Origin of the sequence: Rhodopseudomonas palustris (assembly GCF_034479375.1) — a bacterium.
In the GTDB taxonomy this organism is placed as follows: domain Bacteria; phylum Pseudomonadota; class Alphaproteobacteria; order Rhizobiales; family Xanthobacteraceae; genus Rhodopseudomonas; species Rhodopseudomonas palustris_M.
The window spans coordinates 2,892,999-2,915,925 of sequence record NZ_CP140155.1 but is presented as its reverse complement, the minus strand read 5'-3'; the positions used below and the strand labels follow the sequence as shown (position 1 = coordinate 2,915,925).

Genomic DNA, 22,927 nt, shown 5'->3' with positions numbered 1-22,927 from the left:
AACGCGATGGTCTCTTATCTCGGCCCACCCATTTTCGCGGCCTTCGTATGGTGGTTCTCCACGGGCGCCGTGATGTTGCTGGTCGGCAGCGTCGGCCGCTCGGGTATGCTGCGGGTGGTCTGTGCCGGCGGAATGATCACCATCGCGCTGTGCGGCCTGTCGGTGACGGCGAACGACACCAGCGTCGCCGCCGCCTACATGGCCTTCAGCTGCATCATCTTTCTGTGGGGAGCGCAGGAGATCGCGTTTCTGTCCGGCTGGCTGACCGGCCCGCGGGCAGAGCCCTGTCCGCCGGGCGCGAAGGGCTTGGCTCGCCTCAGCTTTGCGTTGCAGGCGATCATCTATCACGAGATCTGTCTGCTGGCTTGCGGCGCGGTCGTGGTGCTGGTCACCCTGGGCGCCGAGAACGAAGTCGGACGCTGGACCTATCTCGCGTTGTGGGTGTTGCGGCAGAGCGCAAAGATCAATCTGTTTCTCGGTGTGCCCGTCACCAACGACGAACTGATGCCGGACGCCGTACAGTTTCTCAAGACCTACTTCGCGCGCAAGCCTGTCAGCGCGTTCTTTCCGATCTCGGTGACGTTGGCGACCGTCGTTCTGATGGCGATGATTCAGCGCATCGTCGAGGTTGCCGACACGCCGTCCGAAATCGTCGGCCTGACACTGGTATCGACTTTATTCGCTCTTGGCGTCGTCGAGCATTGGTTCATGCTGCTACCGCTGCCTGCCATCACGTTGTGGAGCTGGGGTATCCGTCCAGGTTTCTCGCCGGAGAATGTCACCATGGAACAGAATCCATCTGCCAATATCGCTGCGTCCGTGCATGCTGCGTCGACGCAGACTGCCGAATCATCGTCCTCCGGCTCGGAGGTGAGAAGCGCGGCGCCGCAGCTCGTCGTGGTACCGAGCACGCGCGACGCAGGGCAGCCGAAGGAGCGCTCGAATTGCGCCCGCCAGCGGCTCGAAGATCAATTCCGCCAGACGTTCCTCGAACAGCATTCGCGCAGCGGTCTGGCGCCGGCCCGGGTCGGAATCGCAGCGGAACCGGCCGCAACCATCAACGGGAGGACGTCATGAACTACGAAGCCTATTTCCGCCGTCAGCTCGAAGGCCTCCATCGTGAGGGCCGGTATCGCGTTTTCGCCGATCTCGAACGCCACGCCGGCTCGTATCCGCGCGCCACGCATCACCGACCGGACGGCGTCGGCGATGTGACGGTGTGGTGCTCCAACGACTACCTCGGCATGGGCCAGCACCCGGCGGTGCTGAAGGCGATGCACGAGGCGCTGGACAGCTGCGGCGCCGGCGCCGGCGGCACCCGCAACATCGCGGGCACCAATCATTATCACGTGCTGCTCGAGCAGGAGCTCGCCGCGCTGCACGGCAAGGAATCCGCTCTCCTCTTCACCTCCGGTTACGTCTCCAACTGGGCCTCGCTGTCGACGCTGGCGTCGCGGATGCCCGGTTGCGTGATCCTGTCGGACGAGCTCAATCACGCCTCGATGATCGAGGGCATCCGCCACAGCCGCAGCGAGACCCGGATCTTCGCGCACAACGACCCGCGCGATCTCGAGCGCAAGCTCGCCGATCTCGATCCGCACGCGCCGAAGCTGGTCGCGTTCGAGTCGGTGTATTCGATGGACGGCGACATCGCCCCGATCGCCGAGATCTGCGACGTCGCCGACGCGCACAACGCGATGACCTATCTCGACGAGGTCCACGGCGTCGGCCTGTATGGTCCGAACGGCGGCGGCATCGCCGACCGTGAGGGCCTCAGCCATCGCCTCACCATCATCGAAGGAACGCTGGCGAAAGCGTTCGGCGTGGTCGGCGGCTACATCGCAGGTTCTGCGGCGGTCTGCGACTTCGTTCGCAGCTTCGCCTCGGGCTTCATCTTCAGCACCTCGCCGCCGCCCGCGGTCGCCGCCGGCGCGCTGGCCAGCATCAAGCATCTGCGCGCCAGTTCGGTGGAGCGTGAGCGCCATCAGGATCGCGTGGCGCGGCTGCGTGCCCGGCTGGACCAGGCCGGCGTGGCCCACATGCCGAACCCCAGCCATATCGTGCCGGTGATGGTCGGCGATGCGGCGCTGTGCAAGCAGATCAGCGACGAACTGATCGACCGCTACGGCATCTACGTTCAGCCGATCAACTATCCGACCGTCCCGCGCGGCACCGAGCGGCTGCGGATCACGCCGTCGCCGCAGCATTCCGACGCCGACATCGAGCATCTGGTGCAGGCGCTCAGCGAAATCTGGGCTCGCGTCGGCCTCGCCAAGGCGGCCTGACCGGCCCCGGGGATCCGTTTCGTGCTACCGGAAGCAGGCGCGCGCCGCGAGGCGCGCGTTTTGCGTCCGAGCCCGATGATGAGTCGAACGGTACAGTAAACGATCAACCGATGATCGAGGCCCCCGGCCGCTTCAGTCGCGCTTGCCGCGCGTCGACGGTCGCGTCAGCCTCATCCGCCGATCGGTGCGCGGCAGGAAGTGCGACGCCTCGGCTTCGAGAAAGTCGAGCATCGCGCGGGCGGGCGGCAGCAGCACCTTGTCCTTGCGGGTCACCACGAACCATTGCCGCACCACCGGCAGTCCGACCACATCGAGGATCACCAGCCGCCGCTCGTCGAGTTCGGTCGCGACCGTGTGCGCGGAGAGAAACGCCATACCGAGCCCGGCGATCACCGCCTGCTTGATGGTTTCGTTGCTGCCCATCTCCATGCCGATATTGGGCTGGATGCCGGCATCGCCGAACAGTTGCTCCATCAGGCTGCGGGTCCCGGAGCCCCGTTCGCGGGTGAGGAACGTCTCGCCGGCCAGTTCGGCCAGCGCGATGTTCTGTTTGCGCGCCAGGCGGTGCGCCGTCGGCGCGATGATGACGTGCGGATGGTCGCCGATCAGATGAGTCTCGACGTCGAGATCGACCGGCGGGCGGCCCATGATGGCGATGTCGAGCTCGTAGCCGCGAAGCGCCGCGCCGATCTCCTGGCGGTTGCCGATCGACAGTCGCACGTCGATCTTGGGATGCCGCTTGAGAAAGCCGGAGATCGCAAACGGGACGAAGTACTTCGCGGTCGACACAGCGCCGATCGAGATCCGCCCGGCGGTCTTGCCCGCGATCATATCCAGCGATGTTTCGCAAGCGGCGATCGCCGCCTCGATCCGTTCGCACAGCGCCAGCACTTCGAGGCCGGCGTCGGTCAGCTGCATGCCGTCGCTTCTGCGCTGGATCAGCGGGACGTCGGCCAAGGCCTGCAGGTTGCGCAACTGAAGCGTGACGGCGGGCTGAGTCAGATTCAACTTGTTGGCTGCAGCGGTAATGCTGCCGGTCTCGGCCAGCGCCGCAAGAGCGCGCAACTGCCGAATCGACACGGCTCTGAACTGACGACTCATAACGATTACTTTGCGTACAGTGACAATGTGCAAGTTTCCATTATTTGCCTGTTGCGGTCAACATTGATCGGCGGCGCTCCGAATGTTTCCCCGCGGCTGAGGAGTCCGTTCGACGCTGCTGCACGGGCGTCGCCCGTCTCGGCGAGCGGGACCGGTGCGATCGAGCCCTCGATTTCTGAGTAAGCGTTGAGTCCGGTGTGACGTGCTGTGCGCTTCTCTCTCTCTCTCTCTCTCTCTCTCTCTCTCTCTCTCTCTCGGCTGTTCTCGGATCTGCGTCGACACGAAGACGATTAGTTCAAGTCGGATCGTGAGCGACCTCGTACAAATCCGCAGAAATCACCCAATACTGCATAGTGACGAGTAGTACAGCACTTGCGTGATTAGTCTGAATTTGACCTAAACGTAATGTTAGTACGCGCAGTGCACAGTGCGGTACCGATCGTTTGTGCGGGCTGATCGAGAGCGTGCGATTGTGATCGAAGAGTGGACTGCGATGAGGGGGCCGTAGTGACGATTCGAATTCTTCATATTGATGACGATCCGGCGATGCTGGAGATCGTCGCATCGGTGTTGTCGCGCGAGCCGACACTGGAGACGAGAGGATGCCTTTCCGGCGCCGAGGGTGTACGCACCGCCGCCGATTGGCTTCCGGATCTGATCCTCAGCGACGTGTCGATGCATGGTCTGAGTGGTATCGAGGTACTCGATCGACTCGGCGAGATCGGAAGCACCGCGAGCATCCCGGTCGTCCTCACCACCGCCTGCGGTCGGTTGGAGCAGGTCGTCGACTACATGGCGTATGGGGCGGCCGGCGTCATCGTCAAGCCGTTCAATTTGCGCGAGCTCGCGAACAGCGTGCTGAATTATCTCGATCTGGCGGCGGCAGGGCCGATCGGTGCGCCGCCGCCTTCCGATATCGGAATCGCCGAAAGACTTCGGGGGGATGCCTCGATCCTTCGAGATCTGATGCCGGAGTTTGCGGCGGGAGCGCAGCCGGAAGCGCTGCGTCATGTCGTTCACAAACTCGCAGGCGTCGCGGGCATCTTCGGCTTCTCGTCGATCAGCGAGGCCGCGGCAACGACAGAACACGAGCTCGAGAACCTGGCCAGCGGCACGGCGACTCGCTCCAATGTCCTCGCGCGTCTCGATCGTTTGCTCGGTCTACTCGATCGAGAGAACGAGCCGCGTCGGGATCGACGAACCGAAGACATTGGAGACTGACATGAGCGCTCCGAGAATCCTGATAGCGGACGACGATCCGGGCGTGCTGGCGGTTCTGGCGACACGCTGCAGGAAGATGGGCTTCGAAGTGGATACCGCGAACAACGGCATGCAGATGTTGTTGAAGGCGCGTCGTACGGCACCCGATTTGATGATCGTGGACGTCAATATGCCGAAGCTGGATGGGCTGACCGCATCGTGCCATTTGCTCGAGCCTGGTGGCCCTCCGATGGACGTCATTGTCGTCACCGGGATTTCCAGCGAGGAGACCGTCGAACGCTGCGAGGCTCTGGGCATGTTCTACGCCTGCAAGCACACCGAATTCTGGCGCGACATCAGCAGGGCTCTGATCGAGATATTTCCGCATATGGCGGCCGCGATCGCCACACAGGCGGGTCCTCTGGCCGGCGCGCCGGATGTCGTGCCCAGCCGGCCGCGCGTGCTGATCGTCGATGACGACGAGGAGATCGGCGAGTTCCTCGCGAGTCGGCTCAAGAAGCTCGGCATCGAAGTGTTGTTCGCGCCCAACGCCGGACGGGCGTTGCGCCTGGCGATCTGGAACTATCCCAGTCTGATCGTCACGGACTACCATATGCCCGAAGGTGACGCCGGCTTGCTGATCTCCAGGTTGCGGAGCTATCCGGCGACGGCGACGATTCCGGTCGTGGTGCTGAGTGGCAAGGTGATCGACGAGCCTACCGCGAAACTGCTGAGGCGCGAGGTGATGGGTCATGCCGGTGCGATCAAGATTCTGAAGAAGTCCTTCGACGTCAGCGATCTGTTCGAGACGATTCAGGAATATTGCTCGGCGGAGCCGAGTGGTTTCCGCACGATGAACGGGTGGTCTGATCGTGAGCGGTCCTGATCCTCGCAACGGAGAACAGAAGGCCGGACCGGTGTCCGGTCGGTGCAGGGGGGGAGGCGTGTTTCGGCGTGCGACTAGGCGCCTTGCCGGAGCGATCAGGTCCGTCCTGAGTGCGGCCGTTGCCGGCTGGTTGGCCGGATCAAGTCTGGTCTATGCGGCGGAGCATTCGGAAAACTCGGTGCAGCTTTCGCCACGACAGTCCGCGGGTGAAGGCTCGTCGGCGCCGCAGACCTGGCGGAGCACGATCGAGATATACGGTCGTGTGATGGAAGTCCGACTGTGGTCGAAGCCGGCACTGGTCGAGGCGCCCGGCCGGGCGGGCTTGGGCTGGGCTGTCGCAGGGTCGCTGGCGTGCGGCCTCCTGCTCCTCGCGAGCATCCATTTGCTGGCGTCTTATCGAGCCCGACGAAAAGAAAGAAACTTGGAGCAATCCCGCCTCGTGGCGATGGTCGAGGGACTGAGCCATGCGATCGTCGCGGAGTCCGTCGACGGCACCGTGACCAATTGGAACGAGGCGGCGGAGCGACTCTTCGACTATACGGCCGGACAAGCGATCGGGAGGGGCGCGAGCGAGCTGATCGTTCCCGAGCATTTGCGGGACGAGGAACGGCAGATGCTCTCGGAAATCAGGGATGGCAATCCGGTGGCCTATCTCTGGACGAAGCGCAAGAGATCGAACGGCGCCTTGGTGGACGTCGCCGTCAGCGTGTCGCCGATCCGGTCGGCGAATGGTGCGCTGATCGGGATGGCGACGGCGGCGCGCGACATCACCGATCTCGTGGAGGCGGAGAGAGAGATCCACAATCTCAATGCGTCACTGGAGCGGCAGGTCGCCGACCGCACTGCACTCCTCGAAAAGACCCTGACGCTGCAGACCGCCATCCTCGAGCGCGCGGCCTATGCGGTGATTGCGACCAACGTCACCGGTACGATCACCCTATTCAACCCGGCGGCAGAACGTATGTTGGGGTACAAGGCCGAGGAGTTGATCGGCTGCGCGACCGCGATGCTGTTTCACGACCCGCAGGAGCTTCTGGACAGGGCCGATGCGATGCGGAAGCAGGGCATCGACGTCGAGCCGGGGCAGCGCGTCATTCAGGCGCTGCTCGCCCACAACGATCCGGACACGTCGGTCTGGACCTACGTCGACAAGATCGGAAACCACATTCCGGTCAGGTTGACGCTGTGCCGTCTGCGGACGAAGGACGGCACGGACCTCGGCGTTCTGGGAATCGCCGTCGATCTCACCGAACAGCTCAAATACGAGGACCAACTCAAGGCCGCGCGCGCGACTGCCGAACAGGCCGGCGCCGCAAAGGCGGACTTTCTCGCCAATATGAGCCATGAAATCCGGACGCCGCTCAACGGCATCATCGGATATGCCGATCTCGTCCTCGAAGACCAGAGGCTCGCGCCCACGACGCGCCGCCAGGTGGAGCGCATATTCCAAGCCAGCGACTCGCTTCGCGTGATCATCGACGACATCCTCGACTTCTCCAAGATCGAGGCTTGCGGCGTCAAACTCGAGAGCAAACCGCTATATCTCAATGAACTGATCGACAATTGCGTATCGATCATTGAACCCAGAGCGGAGGAGAAGGGCCTCAAGCTTGTTGCGACTGCGCACGACACCCCGGCCGTGCTGATGGGTGATGCGGCGCGACTGCGGCAGGTGTTGCTCAACCTGATGAACAATGCCGTCAAGTTCACGGCGGCCGGCTCTGTCGAACTGATCGTCTCCTGCCTGTCGCGCGCCGCCCATATGGTTCGCCTCCGGATCGCCGTAGTCGACACCGGGATCGGCATTTCGAAACGCGATCAACAAGGATTGTTCAAGCGCTTCAGCCAGGCCGACGAAACCATATCGCGCAAATACGGCGGCACCGGGCTCGGGCTTTCGATTTCGCAGCGCATCGTGCAGGCGATGAAAAGCGAACTGCGGATCGACAGCGAGGCCGGCCGAGGAAGCACGTTCTACTTCGAAATCGAGCTGCCGATCGCAGAGCGGATCGATATCGAAAGGCGCGAAAGCCCCGTGTTGAACAGTCCGATGCGAAAGATCCTGGTGGTCGATGACGTCGAGATGAATCGCGACCTGTGCAAGTCCATGCTGAGTCGTATCGGTCATGAGGTCGATGTCGCCGACAGCGGCGGCACTGCGATCGCGATGGCGAATGCCCGCTCCTACGATCTGATCTTCATGGATGTGCAGATGGGCGAAATGGACGGGATGGAGGCGACACGGCGCATTCGATCCTTGCGCGGCCGTCTGTCCGCTGTGCCGATCGTTGCGCTGACGGCGAATGTGCTCCCCGAACAGGTCGAACGCTACAAGGCGGCCGGCATGGACGACCACATCGGAAAGCCGATCAATCGGGCTGAACTTCTGGCCCGCGTGGCCAAATGGACCGACGCTGGCGCCGATCGGCGGTCTGGCGAGGCGAACGCGTCGGCACCGGACCGCAAGGTGAGCGAGGCGCCGGTACGCGACCCGATCGCGCTGGAAGATCTGCGGATGTTCGCAAGCGATGCAGACATTGTCGGCTTCGTCCGGTGCCTGCACGACGCCGTTACGACCATACGCACGCAGTGGCCGGACGCCGAGGTGCCGGATCTCGACGAGGATCCACGCGAAGCACTGGCCCGCGCCGCCCACAAGACGGTCTCGCTCGCCGGACAGCTCGGCTTCACCCAGCTCGCGGAGGCTTGTCGCAGAATGGAGACCGCGTGCCTCGGCAATGGTGAGGTGCCGGAGGCGTTGGACGCGCTCCACTCCGCGATCAGTTCGGCGGTTCCCGAACTCGACTCGCTGCGCGACGTCGCATGAGCCGGCGCTCTGGTCGCGGGCATCATGCTCCGCGAAGACTTGGGACACTCGGACAGCGAGTCGCAGCGGTCTCGACATAAGCAATACTTTTGCTTGCGCGAAGATTATAAAATTTCTCTTATTTTTCTCCTTGTGGTCAGAGTCGTTCCAACGAACCGCGACGCCGACTACTCGAGCCGCACGTCGCGCCCACACGGCATCCAGGTCATCCGGCCCGCTACGGCTGCCGGGACTATTCAAGGAGGAGCGACATGAACGAGTCAGTCACCGTCCGCGGCAAGGATCGCTACAAATCCGGCGTGATGGAATACAAGAAAATGGGCTATTGGGAGCCCGACTACGAGCCCAAGGACACCGACGTCATAGCGTTGTTCCGTGTCACGCCGCAGGACGGCGTCGATCCGATCGAGGCCTCCGCGGCGGTGGCCGGCGAATCCTCGACTGCGACGTGGACCGTGGTGTGGACCGATCGCCTGACCGCGGCCGAGAAGTATCGCGCCAAGTGCTATCGCGTCGATCCGGTGCCGAATTCGCCCGGCCAGTACTTCGCCTATATCGCTTACGACCTCGACCTGTTCGAAAACGGCTCGATCGCCAATCTGTCGGCGTCGATCATCGGCAACGTGTTCGGCTTCAAGCCGCTGAAGGCGCTGCGGCTCGAGGACATGCGGCTGCCCGTCGCCTACGTGAAGACGTTCCAGGGTCCCGCCACCGGCATCGTGGTCGAGCGCGAGCGCATGGACAAGTTCGGCCGCCCGCTGCTCGGCGCCACCGTGAAGCCGAAGCTCGGCCTGTCGGGCCGCAACTACGGCCGCGTCGTCTACGAAGCGCTGAAGGGCGGCCTCGACTTCACCAAGGACGACGAGAACATCAACTCGCAGCCGTTCATGCACTGGCGCGAACGCTTTCTCTACTGCATGGAGGCAGTCAACAAGGCGCAGGCCGCATCCGGCGAAATCAAGGGCACCTATCTCAACGTCACCGCCGGCACCATGGAGGAGATGTACGAGCGCGCCGAATTCGCCAAACAGCTCGGCTCGGTGATCATCATGATCGACCTGGTGATCGGCTACACCGCGATCCAGTCGATGGCGAAATGGGCACGCAAGAACGACATGATCTTGCATCTGCATCGCGCCGGCCATTCGACCTACACAAGGCAGCGCAATCACGGCGTGTCGTTCCGCGTCATCGCCAAATGGATGCGGCTCGCCGGCGTCGACCACATCCATGCCGGCACCGTGGTCGGCAAGCTCGAAGGCGATCCGTCGACCACCAAGGGCTACTACGACATCTGCCGGGAAGACTACAATCCGATGAATCTCGAGCATGGCCTGTTCTTCAACCAGCCCTGGGCGAGCCTGAACAAGCTGATGCCGGTTGCGTCCGGCGGCATTCATGCCGGCCAGATGCACCAGTTGCTCGATCTGCTCGGCGAAGACGTCGTGCTGCAGTTCGGCGGCGGCACCATCGGCCATCCGATGGGCATCGCGGCCGGCGCCACCGCCAACCGCGTCGCGCTGGAGGCGATGATCCTCGCCCGCAACGAGGGCCGCGACTATGTGCACGAAGGCCCGGAGATTCTCGCGAAGGCGGCGCAGACCTGCACGCCGCTGAAGGCGGCGCTCGACACCTGGAAGAACGTCTCGTTCAACTACGAATCCACCGACACCCCCGACTACGCGCCGACCCCCAGCGTCTCGGTCTAAGGAGCAGAACCCATGCGAATGACCCAAGGCTGTTTCTCGTATCTGCCCGATCTCACCGACGAGCAGATCTCCGCACAGGTGCAATACGCGCTCGGCAAGGGCTGGGCGGTGAACCTCGAATTCACCGACGATCCGCATCCCCGCAACACCTATTGGGACATGTGGGGCCTGCCGATGTTCGATCTGCAGGACGCTGCCGGCGTGATGCTGGAACTCGCCGAATGCCGCAAGGTCTATGGCGACCGCTACATCCGGATGTCGGCATTCGACTCCTCTCATGGTTGGGAGTCGGTGCGGCTGTCCTTCATCGTCAACCGGCCGAAGGACGAGCCCGGCTTCCGGCTCGACCGGCAGGAAGTCGATGGCCGCAACATGCGTTACACCACAAAGCCCTATGCGGCCGACAAGCCCGAAGGCAGCCGCTACGGAGGGTGACCTTGGACACGACCACTGCCGACAACGAAGCAGCGCCGCCGGACCAGATCGATCTCCGCAAGGAATTCGAGGAGGTCGGCATCGGCGAGGTGCTCGATCAGCTCGATCGTGAGCTGATCGGGCTCCGCCCGGTGAAGACGCGGATCCGCGAGATCGCGGCGCTGCTGCTGGTCGAACGTTTGCGCAAGCGGATGGGGCTCGCCACCGGCAACCCCACGCTGCACATGTCGTTCACCGGCAATCCCGGCACCGGCAAGACCACCGTGGCGCTGCGCATCGCCTCGATCCTGCACAAGCTCGGCTTCGTCCGTCGTGGTCACGTCGTCTCGGTGACGCGCGACGAGCTGGTCGGGCAATATATCGGCCACACCGCGCCGAAGACCAAGGAGGTGCTGAAAAAGGCGATGGGCGGCGTGCTGTTCATCGACGAGGCCTACTACCTGTATCGCCCCGAGAACGAGCGCGATTACGGCCAGGAGGCGATCGAGATCCTGCTGCAGGTGATGGAGAACCAGCGCGACGATCTGGTGGTGATCCTCGCCGGCTATGCCGACCGGATGGAGAAGTTCTTCGCGTCCAATCCCGGCTTCCGCTCCCGGATCGCGCATCACATCGACTTCCCCGACTACACCGACGGCGAGTTGCTCGGGATCGCGGAGGGCATGCTGGTCGAACAGAATTATCATTTCGACGCCGAGGCGCGGGCGGCGTTCGAACGCTACATCGGCATCCGCAAGACCCAGCCGTTGTTCGCCAATGCCCGCTCGATCCGCAACGCGCTGGACCGAATCCGCCTGCGCCAGGCCAACCGCCTGATCGCCGACCTCGACCGCAAACTCTCCGCCGACGATCTGATGACCATCGAGGCGAAGGATGTTCTGGCGAGCCGCGTGTTCGACCAGGGCGAGGGCGCCTGAATTGTGAGCACTCGACCGAACCTCTCGCCGCCTTTTGCGGGAGAGGTTCGGGCTCAGATGCCGTCACCACAGGTACAACCTCATGGTGAGGAGGCGCGAAGCGCCGTCTCGAACCATGAGCCGCCTGCGCTGATCTCCCCCCATCCTTCGAGACGCCCGGCTTCGCCGGGCTCCTCAGGATGAGGAGTCAGTTTATTTGGCAAGGCCATATCGCTTCGATCGATCGATGAACTGTTCTAGCCGCGGGCTGCTGAAATCGCAGGTTCCGCTTCCAGGAGTGCGTTCAACAGCTTCCCGCCCGATGTGTCGGCTTGCATGATCTGATCGGCTTTGAAGGTCGCCTTGAGGAAGCTGGACACCGCGCGGATGCGCGGCACGAATTGCAGATCGGTGTGAACGTTGATCCACAATTCGCGCGCGGTCGACATCCGGTCGTGCAGCACCGGCACCAGATCGTTGCGGCCCTTGGTGGCGAAGCTCGGCAGCAACACCAGGCCGAGACCGCCGGCGGCGGCGTTCATTTGCGCGATCATGCTGTTGGAATGAAAGCTCACCGTCGGAGTCTTGATGATGTCGTCGAGCCAGCGCACCGAATCGAGCTGGATCAGGTCGTCGATATAGGTGACGAAGCTGTGCTGCACGAGATCGGCGGCGGAGCCGGGGATGCCGTTGCGGTCGAGATAGTCCTGCGAGGCGTAGAGGCCCAGTTCGAAGCAACCGAGGCGTTCCGACACCATGCCCTGGCCGCGGGGCCGAAAGAAGCTGAGAAAGAGATCGGCTTCGCGGCGGTTGACCGAAACGGTCTGCGGCGAGGTCAGCAACTCCACCGTCAGGTTGGGGTGCTGTCGGTACAGGCGCGAGAAGTGCGAAGCCAGATACAGCGAAGCAATGCCTTCCATCGTCGCAAGGCGAACCCGGCCGGCGGTGCGACTGCTGCCGCATTGCACGTCCTCGCGCATCGCGATCACGGCGCTCTCGATCCGTTCGGTATGGCAGAGCAGTCGGTCACCGATCTCGGTGACGCGTAGTCCAGACGGCAGCCGCTCGAACAGCGCGGTGCCCAGCGTGCACTCCAGATGCGCGATTTTGCGGCTGATGGTGGATTGATCGACCTTCAGGCGTCTGGCCGCGCTGCCCAGGCTGCCGCCGCGGGCCGCATGCAGAAACACCTTCAGGTCATCCCAGTCGAGCGAGTTGAAGTCATTCATACCATGACACCGGCAAAAGCCGTGCCAGCCGGTGCGGCTGAGGCGAATTGTCGCCGCTTGCAAGCCGGGTTGCAGGATTGCCTCTACCTGCCGCCGCCGGAAGCGACCTAGCCTGTTGGAAACAAAGGACGACGACATGCTTCCCCGCTTCAAGGCCGCTGCGATCCACGCTGCGCCTGTGTTCCTCGACAAGGCCGCGACTACAAAGAAGGCGATCTCGCTCATCCGTGAGGCAGCCTCCGCCGGGGCCGATCTGGTTGCATTCCCCGAGACATTCATCCCCGCGTTTCCGGTCTGGGCGGCGCTGTGGGCGCCGATCGACAATCACGACCTGTTCGTGCGAATGGCGGATCAGTCGGTGCTGGCCGATGGACCCGAGGTCGAGGCCATTCGGGACGAGGCGCGGGCGCTCGGCGTTGTGGTGTCGCTCGGCATCAGCGAGAAGTCGCCGGCCAGCGTCGGCTGCATCTGGAATTCCAATCTGCTGATCGGCGAGGACGGGGCGATCCTCAATCACCACCGCAAGCTGGTGCCGACTTTCTACGAGAAGCTGATCTGGAGCGCCGGCGACGGCGCGGGTCTGCGCGTCGTGGATACCCGCCTCGGCAGGATCGGCCAACTGATCTGCGGCGAGAACACCAATCCGCTGGCGCGCTACGCGCTGATGGCGCAGGGCGAACAATTTCACATTTCGAGCTGGCCGCCGGTCTGGCCGACCCGGCGCCCGGCCGACGGGGTCAACTACCACATCGCGGCGGCGACCCGGATCCGTGCCAGTGCGCATTGCTTCGAGGCGAAGGTCTTCGGCCTCGTCACCGCCGGCGTGCTCGACAAGGCGGCGCGCGACATGCTGGTCGCGCGCGATCCGTCAGCCGCTGCCGTGCTCGACAACACGCCGCGCGCGGCCTCGTTCTTTCTGGATCCGACCGGCGAGCAGATCGGCGAGGCGCTGTGCGAGGACGAGGGCATCCTCTATGCCGACATCGACCTCAACAAATGCGTCGAGCCGAAACAGTTTCACGACGTCGTCGGATACTACAACCGTTTCGATATTTTCGACCTCAGCGTCAACCGCCGTCGGCTGACGCCTGCAACCTTCACCAACGACGCACCGCTGGCCGTGGTCTCGGGCGACACTGAGGATGACACCGGCCGCGCGCTGCAGACGGCGCGTATCGGTCAGTAGTTTCGCCGGGGCGTTTCCCCGAACGCAGTTCACCGCCAATGGCGGCGGTGATTGAACTTATAGAGGGTGGTGACATGCAGTTTGACCGTCGGCAGCTATTGCTCGGAGGAGTCGGCGCCGCAGCCGGCCTCGCGCTTCCCGGACGCGCCTTTGCGCAGTCGCCGGCCACCATCGGCACGTTCCCGGCAGGCGTGTCCGCGGACTCGGTCTTCGTCGGCCTGACCATCCCGCTCACCGGCGTGTTTTCCGGCGACGGCGGCGATCTCAAGCTCGGCTATGAGCTGGCGATCGCGCAGATCAATGCCGGCGGCGACATCCCGCAGAAATGGGGCCTCAAGGGCAAGGGTGTGCTCGACCGTCAGATCCGCTACAAGGTCTCCGACACCGAGGGCAAGCCGAATCTCGACGTTCAGAGCGCCACGCAGTTCATCCAGCGCGACAAGGCCATCATGGTGTCGGGCTCGGTGTCCAGCGCCAGCGCGATCGCGCTGGAAGAACTCGGCTCGCGCGAGAAGGTGCTGTACATGGTCGGCATCGCCGGCTCCAACGACATCACCGGCAAGAACTGCCAGCGTTACGGCTTCCGCTCGCAGCAGAACGCCTACATGGCCGCCAAGGGGCTGGCGCCGGTGGTTGCCAAGGCGCTCGGCAAGAACATCAAGATGGCCTTCCTGGTGCCGGACTACACTTACGGCCACAGCGTCTATGACAGCTTCGCCAAGTTCTCGACCGAGCAGGGCTGGAAGCAGGTCGCCAAGGAAGTGGTGCCGCTCGGGACCACCGATTATTCCTCGGCGCTGCTCAACATCGCCAACAGCGGCGCCGACGTGTTCGTCAACATCGCCTTCGGCGGCGATGCCGTCGCCTCCACCAAGCAGGCCGAACAGTTCGGCGTGCTGAAGCGCATGAAGCTTGTGGTACCCAACCTGTCGTCGTTCCAGGACAAGGAACTCGGCCCCGAGCTGATGCAGGGCGTCTACGGCAGCTGCGATTTCTGGTTCGGCATGCAGGACACCTTCCCGCTCGCCAAGACCTTTGTCGAGACCTTCGTCGCGCAGAACAAGTATTATCCGCGCTGGGGCGCCCATATCGGCTACATGCAGACCTATCTGTGGGCGATGTCGGTGGAGCGCGCCGGCACCTTCAATCCGGTCGACGTGATCAAGGTGATGGAGAATTCCAAGGCGCAGCCCTACGACACCACGATCGGCAAGGTCTACTTCCGCGCCGAGGATCACCAGATGGTGCGGCCGATCCCGATTCTGCGCGGCAAGAAGCCTGCGGATATGAAGCACAAGGAAGATTTCTACGACATCGTCGAGATCGTCGATGGCGAGAGCGTGATGAATTCACCGGACTTCTTCGGCTGCAAGCTCGGCCCCTACACCTAAAGAGGATCGTCATGCCGAGTTGGCCCGTTCTCGTCTCGCAGGCCTTCAACGGCTTGGCACTCGGCACGCTGCTGGCGCTGGTCAGCAGCGGGCTGACGATCATCCTCGGCACGCTCGGCGTGCTCAATTTCGCCCACGGCGCGCTGTTCGCCGTGGGCGCCTACACCGTCTTCGTGCTGCTGCAATATACGTCGTCGTTCGTGCTGGCGATCGTGGTCGGTTGCGGCTTCATGCTGGCGCTCGGCTTCCTGCTGGAGCGGGTCATCATTCGTTACTTCTATGACCGGCCGCATGAAGACCAGATCCTCGTCACCTACGGCATCGGCATCGTTCTGGTCGAGTGCATCCGCGCCGGCTTCGGCGGCAATGCGCAGCGCGTGCCGGTGCCGTCCTGGGGGCAGGGCGCAACGCAGCTCGGCTTCCTGATCTACCCGACCTACAGGCTGCAACTCATCGCGATCATCGCCGGGCTGCTGCTCGGCCTCTACCTCGTGCTGTACCGCACCTCGATGGGCCTGGTGGTGCGCGCCGGGATCGAGAATCCCGGCATGGTCGGCATCCTCGGCATCAATGTCCGCCGCGCCTTCCTGCTGGTGTTCGCCATCGGCATCGTCGCAGTCGGCCTCGCCGGAATGCTCTATGCCCCGGTGGTCGCGGTGTCGCCCGACATGGGGCACAATTTCATGGCGCAGTCCTTCGTCGTCATCGTGCTCGGCGGCCTCGGCTCGTTTCCGGGCGCCATCGTCGGCGGTCTGATCGCCGGCGAGATCATCAGCCTGACCAGCGCTTTCAACTCCTCCTATTCGGAAGTCATGCTGTATGCGCTGATGGCGCTGCTGCTGGTGATGCGACCGCAGGGGCTGTTCGGCACGGAAGGCCGGGTATGATGCGCGCAAGGACCTATCTTCCGGAGTTCGCCGTCCTGCTGACGCTGATTGCCGCTCCCGTGGCGATCAATCCGCTCGGCTTCTCCACCGACCTGCTCACGCGCGTGCTGAACTGGGGCCTGATCGGCCTCGGCTTCGACATCCTGTTCGGCCTGACCGGCCTTTTGTCGTTCGGTCAGGCGGCGTTCTACGGCGTCGGCGGCTTCGTCACGGCCTATCTGCTGGTGTCCGGCGCGCTCGGCAGCGTCTGGCTGGCGTTGCTGGCGGGCACGGCCGCGGCCGGCCTGTTCGGTCTGGTGGTCGGCTGGTTCGCGGTGCGCCGGATCGGCATCTACTTCACCATGATCACGCTCGCTTTTGGGCAGATGGCGTACTTCATCGAGAACTCGCCGCTGTCGGACTACACCGGCGGCGAGAACGGCATTCCCGGCGTTCCGGTGCCGGTGCTCGGCTTCGGCGCAAATGCGATCCGCATCAGCGCCGGCCTGCCGATGTATGTGCTGTTCGCGGTGATCTTCTTCCTCGGCTATGTGCTGGCGCGACGCATCGTGCGCTCGCCGGTCGGCGCGATCCTGCTGGCGATCAAGGAGAACACCGGCCGCGTCGCGATGCTCGGCCATAACGTTCCGGCCTACAAGCTGACCGCTTTCGTCGTGGCCGCGCTCTATGCAGGCCTCGCGGGCGGATTGCTCGGCTCGTTCCAGAGCTACATGCCGCCCGACGCGTTTTCGCTGGAGACCTCCGGACAATTGGTGGTGCAGACCATCGTCGGCGGCGCCGGCACGCTGATCGGGCCGCTGGTCGGCGCCGCGGTGTGGCTGTGGCTGCGCGACAATCTGCAATTGATCCCGGGCCTGGCGATGCTGTGGAAGCTGGTTCTCGGCATCGCCTTCATCGTGCTGGTGATCGGGCTGCGCCGCGGCATCTGCGGCGAGATCGTGCAGTGGTGGAACGAGCGCCGAAACCTCGCGGCGCTGCGAGCCGCCGAGGCGAAGACCGAGGCGATCGAGGCGCACAACATCGACGCCGCCACCGGCGAGGTGGCGAAGCTCGGGGACGTCACCCTGCCGCTCGCCGAGCCCGCGACCGGCGATGGCGAGATCGCGCTGGAGGCGCGATCGCTGGCGCGGCACTATGGCGGCTTGAAAGCCGTCGACGGCGTCTCTTTCAAGGTGCGCCGTGGATCGATCCATGCCGTGATCGGCCCGAACGGCGCCGGCAAGACGACGTTGTTCAAGATGCTGCTCGATGAGGTGCGTCCGTCGTCCGGCGAGGTGCTGCTGTTCGGCGAGAAGGTCACCGGCGCCGGTGTCAGTCGCGCCGCGCAACTCGGCATCGCCAAGAGCAATCAGCTCAACCAGTTGTTTCCCAACCTCTCGGTGCGCAAGAACCTGCGCATCGCCGCATTGGCCCGCAGCCGCGGCCCGCTGCGTTTCGATCTGCTGCGACCGGCCGACAGCCTTCCGGAGGTCGAAGCGCAGATCGCCTCCATCCTGGCCCTGCTCAACCTCGTCGAGCGTGCCGATACGCCGGCGCATGTTCTCGCTTACGGCGAGAAGCGCCGTCTGGAAATCGGCATGGCGCTGGCGACCAGCCCGAACGTGCTGCTGCTCGACGAGCCGCTGGCCGGCATGAGTCCTGCGGAGCGTGCCGCCACCTGCGCCTTTATCCGCGACATCGCCCGCGTCCGCACCGTGGTGATCGTCGAGCATGATCTCGACGCCATCTTCGGCCTCGCCGAGCGCATCACCGTTCTCTACGAGGGCCGGCTGCTGGCCGACGGCACCGCCGACGAGATCCGTCGCAACCCGGCGGTCCAGGACGCCTATCTCGGAGGGTTGCACGCACATGAGCCTGCTTGAAGTCGACCGCATCAACACGCTGTATGGCGATTCCCATGTGCTGTTCGACCTCTCGATCCGGGTCGAGCAGGGCGAGGTGGTTGCCCTGCTGGGCCGCAACGGCGCCGGCAAGACGACCACGCTGCGTTCGATCATGGGCGTGCTGTCGCCGCGCAGCGGCGCCATCCGCCTCGACGGCAAGCCGATCGCCGGCCTGCCGCCGTCGGCGATCGCCGGCATGGGTGTGCAACTCGTGCCCGAGGAGCGCGCGATATTCGGCGGCCTGACGGTCGAGGAAAATCTGCGGATCGCGGCGCTGACCGCGCCGAACGCCTGGAGTTTCGAGCGCATCTACGAGGTGTTCCCGCGGCTCAAGGAGCGGCGCAAATCGGCGGGGCGGTCGTTGTCCGGCGGCGAGCAGCAGATGCTGGCGATCGCCCGCGCGCTGATCCGCGACGCGCGCATCATCCTGCTCGACGAACCGTTCGAAGGCCTCGCGCCGTTGATCGTGCGCGACCTCGTCGCGGTGGCGCGGAATCTCGCCGCGGAAGGCCGCACCATGATCGTGGTCGAGCAGAACGTCGCCGCCGCGCTCAGCTTCGCCAACCGCGTCTATGGTCTCAACAACGGCCACGTCGTGTTCGAAGGCACGCCGGCGGATCTGACCGCCAATCCGGGCATGGCGCGTGATTTTCTCGGCGTCGCGTCCTGACGCGCGCGTGCTACCCCGCGACGCGCCCGAAGTTCATTGCTGCAACGCCTTCAGCACCTCGTCCGGCCGCTCGACCATCATGGTGTGGCCGGCGCCCTTCAGCACGATCGTGCGCGCGCCGCTCACCGCGGCCGCGAGCGTCTTGCCGTTGCGCGAAGGCGTCATCATGTCGCGTTCGCCGAGAATGAACAGCGCCGGCACGCTGACCTTCGCGGCCGCCGTCAGCGCGTCCTTGTAGTCGTTGCAGGCCGACAGATCGTTGAAGATCACGCCGGGCTTGTTGGCCTCGAGCACGCGCACCGAGCCGCCGTGCATCCACAGGCCGGGCGCGAGATTGCCGCCGATCTCGGCGTCGGGGCCAAGGCCCCAGATCGTCATCATGTCGATCGCGGCGGGATCGTTCGCCTCCGCGGCCTTCAGCAGATCGGGTCCGACCGTCATCGTCGATGTGGTGCCGATCAGCGCCAGTGACGCCACCTTCGCCGGATGCCGCGCAGCGGCTTCCAGCGCGATCAGCGAACCCATCGAATGGCCGATCAGCCTGGCCGGCTGCGCGCGCGTTGCGTCGAGCAGCGCGGCGATCCAGTCGGCCATCTCGGCGATGGTCTTCAGCGGGGCGCCGCCGGAGCGGCCGTGGCCGGGCAGGTCGGGCGCCAGCACGGCAAAGCCGTGATGCGAAAACCACCGCGTCTGCAGCGCCCATACCGAATGATCGAAGCCGGCGCCGTGAATGAACACGGCAGCGGGCAGAGACGCATCGAACGGCTTGCCGCCGGTGGCGACGAAGGTGTCGATTCCGTTGACATTGAGCTGCATGGCTTACACCTTCTGCGAGACGCGCAGCGCCTGCGCCAGATCAGCGATGATGTCGTCGGCGGTTTCGATGCCGACCGACAGGCGGATCAATTCCTCGCCGATCCCGGCGGTCGTCAACTGCTCCGCGCTCATCTGCTGATGCGTGGTCGAGGCCGGATGGATCACCAGCGTCTTGGCGTCGCCGACATTGGCGAGGTGGCTGGTCAGCTTGAGCGCCTCGATGAACTTGCGCCCGGCGGCGCGGCCGCCCTTGATGCCGAACGACACGATCGAGCCGGCGCCGTTCGGCAGCAGCTCTTTCGCGAGCGCGTAGTCCGGATGGCTTTCCAGCGTCGGATGCAGCACCCACTCGACCGCCTTGTTGCTTCCGAGGAAATCGAGCACCGCTCCGGTGTTGGCGACATGTCGGTCCATCCGCACCGACAGCGTTTCCACGCCCTGCAGCAACTGGAACGCATTGGTCGGCGACAGACAAGCACCAAAGTCCCGCAGCCCTTCCATTCGCGCGCGAATGATGAAAGCCGGCGGGCCGAACTGTTCGTCGAAGACGACGTCGTGATAGCCCGCATAGGGTTCGGTCAGCGTCGGAAACTTGCCCGAGCCGCGCCAGTCGAACCGGCCGCCATCGACCAGCACGCCGCCGATCGCGATGCCGTGGCCGCCGAGCCATTTGGTCGCCGAATGCATCACGATGTCGGCGCCGAGCGCGATCGGCTGGCTCAGATAGGGCGTCGCAAAGGTGTTGTCGATCAACAGCGGGATCTTCGCGTCATGCGCGATCGCCGCGACCTTCGGGATGTCGAGCACTTCGAGCCCGGGATTGCCGATGGTCTCGCCGATCATCAGCCGTGTGTTGGGCTTGATAGCAGCCCTGAGGCCGTCGTGATCGCGCGGCTTCACGAAGCTCGTGGTGATGCCGAAGCGCGGCAGCGTGTGCGCGAGCAGGTTGATCGTGCCGCCATACAGCGACGACGACGCGACGATGTGATCGCCGGCGTTCAGCAACGTTGCGATCGCAAGATGCAGCGCGGCCATGCCGCTTGCGGTCGCGACTGCGCCGACGCCGTTTTCCAGCGCGGCGATGCGCTCTTCCAGCACCGCGGTGGTCGGGTTGGAGATGCGCGTGTATAGATGTCCGGGCCGCTCCATGTTGAACAAAGCGGCGGCGTGATCGGTGTCCTGGAAGACGTAGGATGTGGTCTGATAGATCGGGACGGCGCGCGATCCGGTCAGCGGGTCGGGGTGTTGCCCGGCGTGCAGGCTAAGTGTCTCAAATCCGGGCGGTTTTGGTGCGGCCATGAGCGATCTCTGCGGATGAAGGAGGGTTGCGGCAAACTGGTGGCAAAGTTCAGGCAGCGGAATCCGCGAGCCCGACCGCCCACAAAGCGAAGGCGTAGACGATCGCGACCTCGTCGAGCCGGCTGAATCGACCCGATGCGCCGCCGTGGCCGGCGCCCATGTTGATGCGCAGCAGCACCGGGCCGCCGCCGGTCATGGTCGCGCGCAGCCGCGCCACCCATTTCGCCGGCTCCCAATAGGTGACGCGCGGATCGGTGAGGCCGCCCATCGCGAGGATCGCCGGATAGTTCGTCGCCGCGACGTTGTCGTAGGGCGAGTAGGACAGAATCGTCTTGAAGTCGGCTTCGCTCTCGATCGGATTGCCCCACTCCGGCCATTCCGGCGGCGTCAGCGGCAGGGTGTCGTCGAGCATGGTGTTGAGCACGTCGACGAACGGCACCTCGGCGACGATGCCGGCGAACAACTCGCCCGAGCGGTTGGCGACCGCGCCCATCAGCATGCCGCCGGCGCTGCCGCCATGGGCGACGATGCGTTTCGCCGAGGTGTAGTTCGCTGTTATCAGCGCGCGGGCGCAGGCGGCGAAATCGTCGAACGAGTTCGTCTTCTTCTCGCGCTTGCCGTCGAGATACCAGCCCCAGCCCTTGTCGGCGCCGCCGCGGATGTGCGCGATGGCGTAGACGAAGCCGCGATCGACCAGCGACAGCGCGTTGGCCGAGAAGCCCGCCGGCATCGCGTGGCCATAGGAGCCGTAGCCGTACAGCAAGAGCGGCGCCTTGCCGTCGAGCGCGAGCCCCTTGCGATGCAGCAGCGACACCGGAACCTCGGCGCCGTCGTCCGCCTTCGCCATGATCCGCGTGGTGACGTAGTCCGCGGGATTGTGACCCGATGGAATCTCCTGGCGCTTCCGCAACACCCGCTCGCGCGTCGCCATGTCGTAGTCGTAGACTTCGGACGGCGTCGTCATCGACGAGTAGGAGAACCGCATCACCGTGGTGTCGAATTCCCAGCCGCCGGAGGCCGAGAGAGAGTAGGCGGCCTCGTCGAAGGCGATGGCGTGCTCATCGCCGCTTGCGAGGTCGCGGATCGTCACCGACGGCAGCGCGTTGGCGCGTTCCAGCCGCATCATGTGGCCGGCGAACAGGTCGAAGTCGATGATGTAGATGCCTTCGCGATGCGGGATCAAATCGCGCCAATTGTCGCGCGTCGGCGCGGCCAGCGGCGCGGTGACGATCTTGAAGTCGATCGCGTCGTCCGCATTGGTGAGGATGAACAGTTCGTCGCCGCGATCGGCGATCGAATACTGCACGCCGAGTTCGCGCGCCGCGACCAGGCGCGGCGGCGCGGTCGGATCGGCGACGTCGATCAGCCGCTGCTCCGAGGTCTCGTGGTCGCCGCCGGCGATCACGCAGAAACGTCCGCTGCTGCTCTCGTGGATGTGGGTGAACCAGCCGGCGTCCTGCTCCTCGTACACCAGCAGGTCGTCGGCCTGCGCGGTGCCGAGCTTGTGCAGCCAGATCTGCATCGGGCGATGATTGTCGTCGAGCTTGACGTAGAAGAACGCGCTCGAATCCGCGGTCCACACCACGCCGCCGTCGGTCTCCTCGACGACGTCGGGCAGGTCCTGCCTGGTCGTCCAGTCGCGCACGCGAATGGTGTAGTATTCCGAGCCCTTGGTGTCGGCGCTCCAGGCTTCCAGCTTGTGGTCGAGCGAATGCCGCCGTCCGCCGAATTCGAAATACTCGGTGCCCTTCGCCAGTTGGTCGCCGTCGAGGATGATGTCGATCTCGCCGCCGTCGCGCGGCTCGCGGCCGTACTGCGGATGCTGCCCGCCCTCGCGATATTTGCGCAAGTAAGCGTAAGGCCCGTCCGGCTGCGGCACGCTGGAATCGTCTTCCTTGATCCGCCCGCGCATTTCCGCGACCAGCGTCTTCTGCAGCGCGTCGGTGTGGCCGAGCACGCTGTCGGTGTAGCCGTTCTCGGCTTCGAGATAGGCGCGGATGTCGGGATCGAGCAGCGCCGGATCGCGCAGCACCTCCTGCCAGTTCGGGTCCTTCAGCCAGGCATAGTCGTCGTTGATGGTGATGCCGTGGGTGGTGAAGGCGTGCGGACGGCGCGGCGCGACGGGAGGCGTGGCGTCGCGGGGCGGGGACAGGGTCATGAGCGGGTCTCGTTGCATGCGGATGCGGTTGGCTTAGCAGAGTTTGGCGCTTGCGGCGCGCGCCGGATT

18 protein-coding genes are annotated in these 22,927 nt (G+C 64.5%); 13 read left to right on the top strand and 5 right to left on the bottom strand.

Features of this window, described 5'->3' with window-relative positions; genetic code table 11:
* Positions 1-6: 6 nt before the first annotated feature.
* Both puhE and hemA read left to right on the top strand, forming a co-directional pair.
* The gene (puhE, locus tag SR870_RS13130; RefSeq protein ID WP_322514001.1) at positions 7-1,077 is read left to right on the top strand and encodes a putative photosynthetic complex assembly protein PuhE; all 1,071 of its coding nucleotides are present in this window, start codon (positions 7-9) and stop codon (positions 1,075-1,077) included.
* Entirely contained in the window at positions 1,074-2,285 is a 1,212-nt protein-coding gene (hemA, locus tag SR870_RS13125; RefSeq protein ID WP_322514000.1) for a 5-aminolevulinate synthase, read from the top strand. The genes puhE and hemA overlap by 4 nt, the downstream gene beginning before the upstream one ends.
* Positions 2,286-2,417: 132 nt before the next feature.
* Here the strand turns inward: hemA and SR870_RS13120 are convergent, their stop codons facing one another.
* Positions 2,418-3,386: a LysR family transcriptional regulator gene (locus SR870_RS13120; RefSeq protein ID WP_322513999.1), complete on the bottom strand. Its 969-nt coding sequence runs from the start codon at positions 3,384-3,386 to the stop codon at positions 2,418-2,420.
* A 507-nt stretch (positions 3,387-3,893) separates the two neighbouring features.
* On the opposite strand from SR870_RS13120, the gene SR870_RS13115 reads away from it, so the two are divergent.
* The 6 genes from SR870_RS13115 (at position 3,894) to cbbX (ending at position 11,360) form a co-directional block, all read left to right on the top strand.
* Complete coding sequence (locus SR870_RS13115) at positions 3,894-4,607, top strand: response regulator (RefSeq protein WP_322513998.1); 714 nt, start codon at positions 3,894-3,896, stop codon at positions 4,605-4,607.
* A 1-nt stretch (position 4,608) separates the two neighbouring features.
* Positions 4,609-5,472: a response regulator gene (locus SR870_RS13110; protein ID WP_322513997.1), complete on the top strand. Its 864-nt coding sequence runs from the start codon at positions 4,609-4,611 to the stop codon at positions 5,470-5,472.
* Positions 5,473-5,650: 178 nt separating this feature from the next.
* Entirely contained in the window at positions 5,651-8,299 is a 2,649-nt protein-coding gene (locus SR870_RS13105; RefSeq protein ID WP_322513996.1) for a PAS domain S-box protein, read from the top strand.
* A gap of 251 nt (positions 8,300-8,550) precedes the next feature.
* On the top strand, positions 8,551-10,008 hold the full coding sequence (locus SR870_RS13100; protein WP_322513995.1) for a form I ribulose bisphosphate carboxylase large subunit: 1,458 nt from the start codon (positions 8,551-8,553) through the stop codon (positions 10,006-10,008).
* Positions 10,009-10,020: 12 nt separating this feature from the next.
* The gene (locus SR870_RS13095; protein ID WP_322513994.1) at positions 10,021-10,443 is read left to right on the top strand and encodes a ribulose bisphosphate carboxylase small subunit; all 423 of its coding nucleotides are present in this window, start codon (positions 10,021-10,023) and stop codon (positions 10,441-10,443) included.
* 2 nt (positions 10,444-10,445) lie between these two features.
* The gene (gene cbbX / locus SR870_RS13090) at positions 10,446-11,360 is read left to right on the top strand and encodes a CbbX protein (RefSeq protein ID WP_322513993.1); all 915 of its coding nucleotides are present in this window, start codon (positions 10,446-10,448) and stop codon (positions 11,358-11,360) included.
* Between the two features lie 236 nt (positions 11,361-11,596).
* Here cbbX and SR870_RS13085 read toward each other — a convergent pair whose 3' ends face one another.
* Positions 11,597-12,568, bottom strand: coding sequence for a LysR family transcriptional regulator (locus SR870_RS13085; RefSeq protein ID WP_322518266.1), 972 nt, complete (start codon positions 12,566-12,568; stop codon positions 11,597-11,599).
* A gap of 136 nt (positions 12,569-12,704) precedes the next feature.
* On the opposite strand from SR870_RS13085, the gene SR870_RS13080 reads away from it, so the two are divergent.
* From SR870_RS13080 to SR870_RS13060, 5 genes are all read left to right on the top strand, one after another.
* Entirely contained in the window at positions 12,705-13,754 is a 1,050-nt protein-coding gene (locus SR870_RS13080; RefSeq protein WP_322513992.1) for a carbon-nitrogen hydrolase family protein, read from the top strand.
* A 74-nt stretch (positions 13,755-13,828) separates the two neighbouring features.
* Positions 13,829-15,145, top strand: coding sequence for an ABC transporter substrate-binding protein (locus SR870_RS13075; RefSeq protein ID WP_322513991.1), 1,317 nt, complete (start codon positions 13,829-13,831; stop codon positions 15,143-15,145).
* Between the two features lie 11 nt (positions 15,146-15,156).
* The gene (locus SR870_RS13070) at positions 15,157-16,032 is read left to right on the top strand and encodes a branched-chain amino acid ABC transporter permease (protein ID WP_322513990.1); all 876 of its coding nucleotides are present in this window, start codon (positions 15,157-15,159) and stop codon (positions 16,030-16,032) included.
* Positions 16,029-17,894, top strand: a complete 1,866-nt coding sequence (locus tag SR870_RS13065; protein WP_322513989.1) for a branched-chain amino acid ABC transporter ATP-binding protein/permease — start codon at positions 16,029-16,031, stop codon at positions 17,892-17,894. The genes SR870_RS13070 and SR870_RS13065 overlap by 4 nt, the downstream gene beginning before the upstream one ends.
* The gene (locus tag SR870_RS13060; protein WP_322513988.1) at positions 17,881-18,585 is read left to right on the top strand and encodes an ABC transporter ATP-binding protein; all 705 of its coding nucleotides are present in this window, start codon (positions 17,881-17,883) and stop codon (positions 18,583-18,585) included. The genes SR870_RS13065 and SR870_RS13060 overlap by 14 nt, the downstream gene beginning before the upstream one ends.
* 33 nt (positions 18,586-18,618) lie before the next feature.
* On the opposite strand, the gene SR870_RS13055 is transcribed toward SR870_RS13060, so the two are convergent.
* Genes SR870_RS13055 through SR870_RS13045 form a run of 3 tightly spaced genes read right to left on the bottom strand, consistent with a single transcriptional unit; the run spans position 18,619 to position 22,858 of the window.
* The gene (locus tag SR870_RS13055) at positions 18,619-19,401 is read right to left on the bottom strand and encodes an alpha/beta hydrolase (protein WP_322513987.1); all 783 of its coding nucleotides are present in this window, start codon (positions 19,399-19,401) and stop codon (positions 18,619-18,621) included.
* A 3-nt stretch (positions 19,402-19,404) separates the two neighbouring features.
* Positions 19,405-20,700 carry an O-acetylhomoserine aminocarboxypropyltransferase gene (locus SR870_RS13050; protein ID WP_322513986.1) on the bottom strand — a complete coding sequence of 432 codons (1,296 nt, stop codon included), beginning with the start codon at positions 20,698-20,700 and terminating at the stop codon, positions 19,405-19,407.
* Between the two features lie 49 nt (positions 20,701-20,749).
* Positions 20,750-22,858: a S9 family peptidase gene (locus tag SR870_RS13045; RefSeq protein ID WP_322513985.1), complete on the bottom strand. Its 2,109-nt coding sequence runs from the start codon at positions 22,856-22,858 to the stop codon at positions 20,750-20,752.
* Positions 22,859-22,927 lie beyond the last annotated feature (69 nt).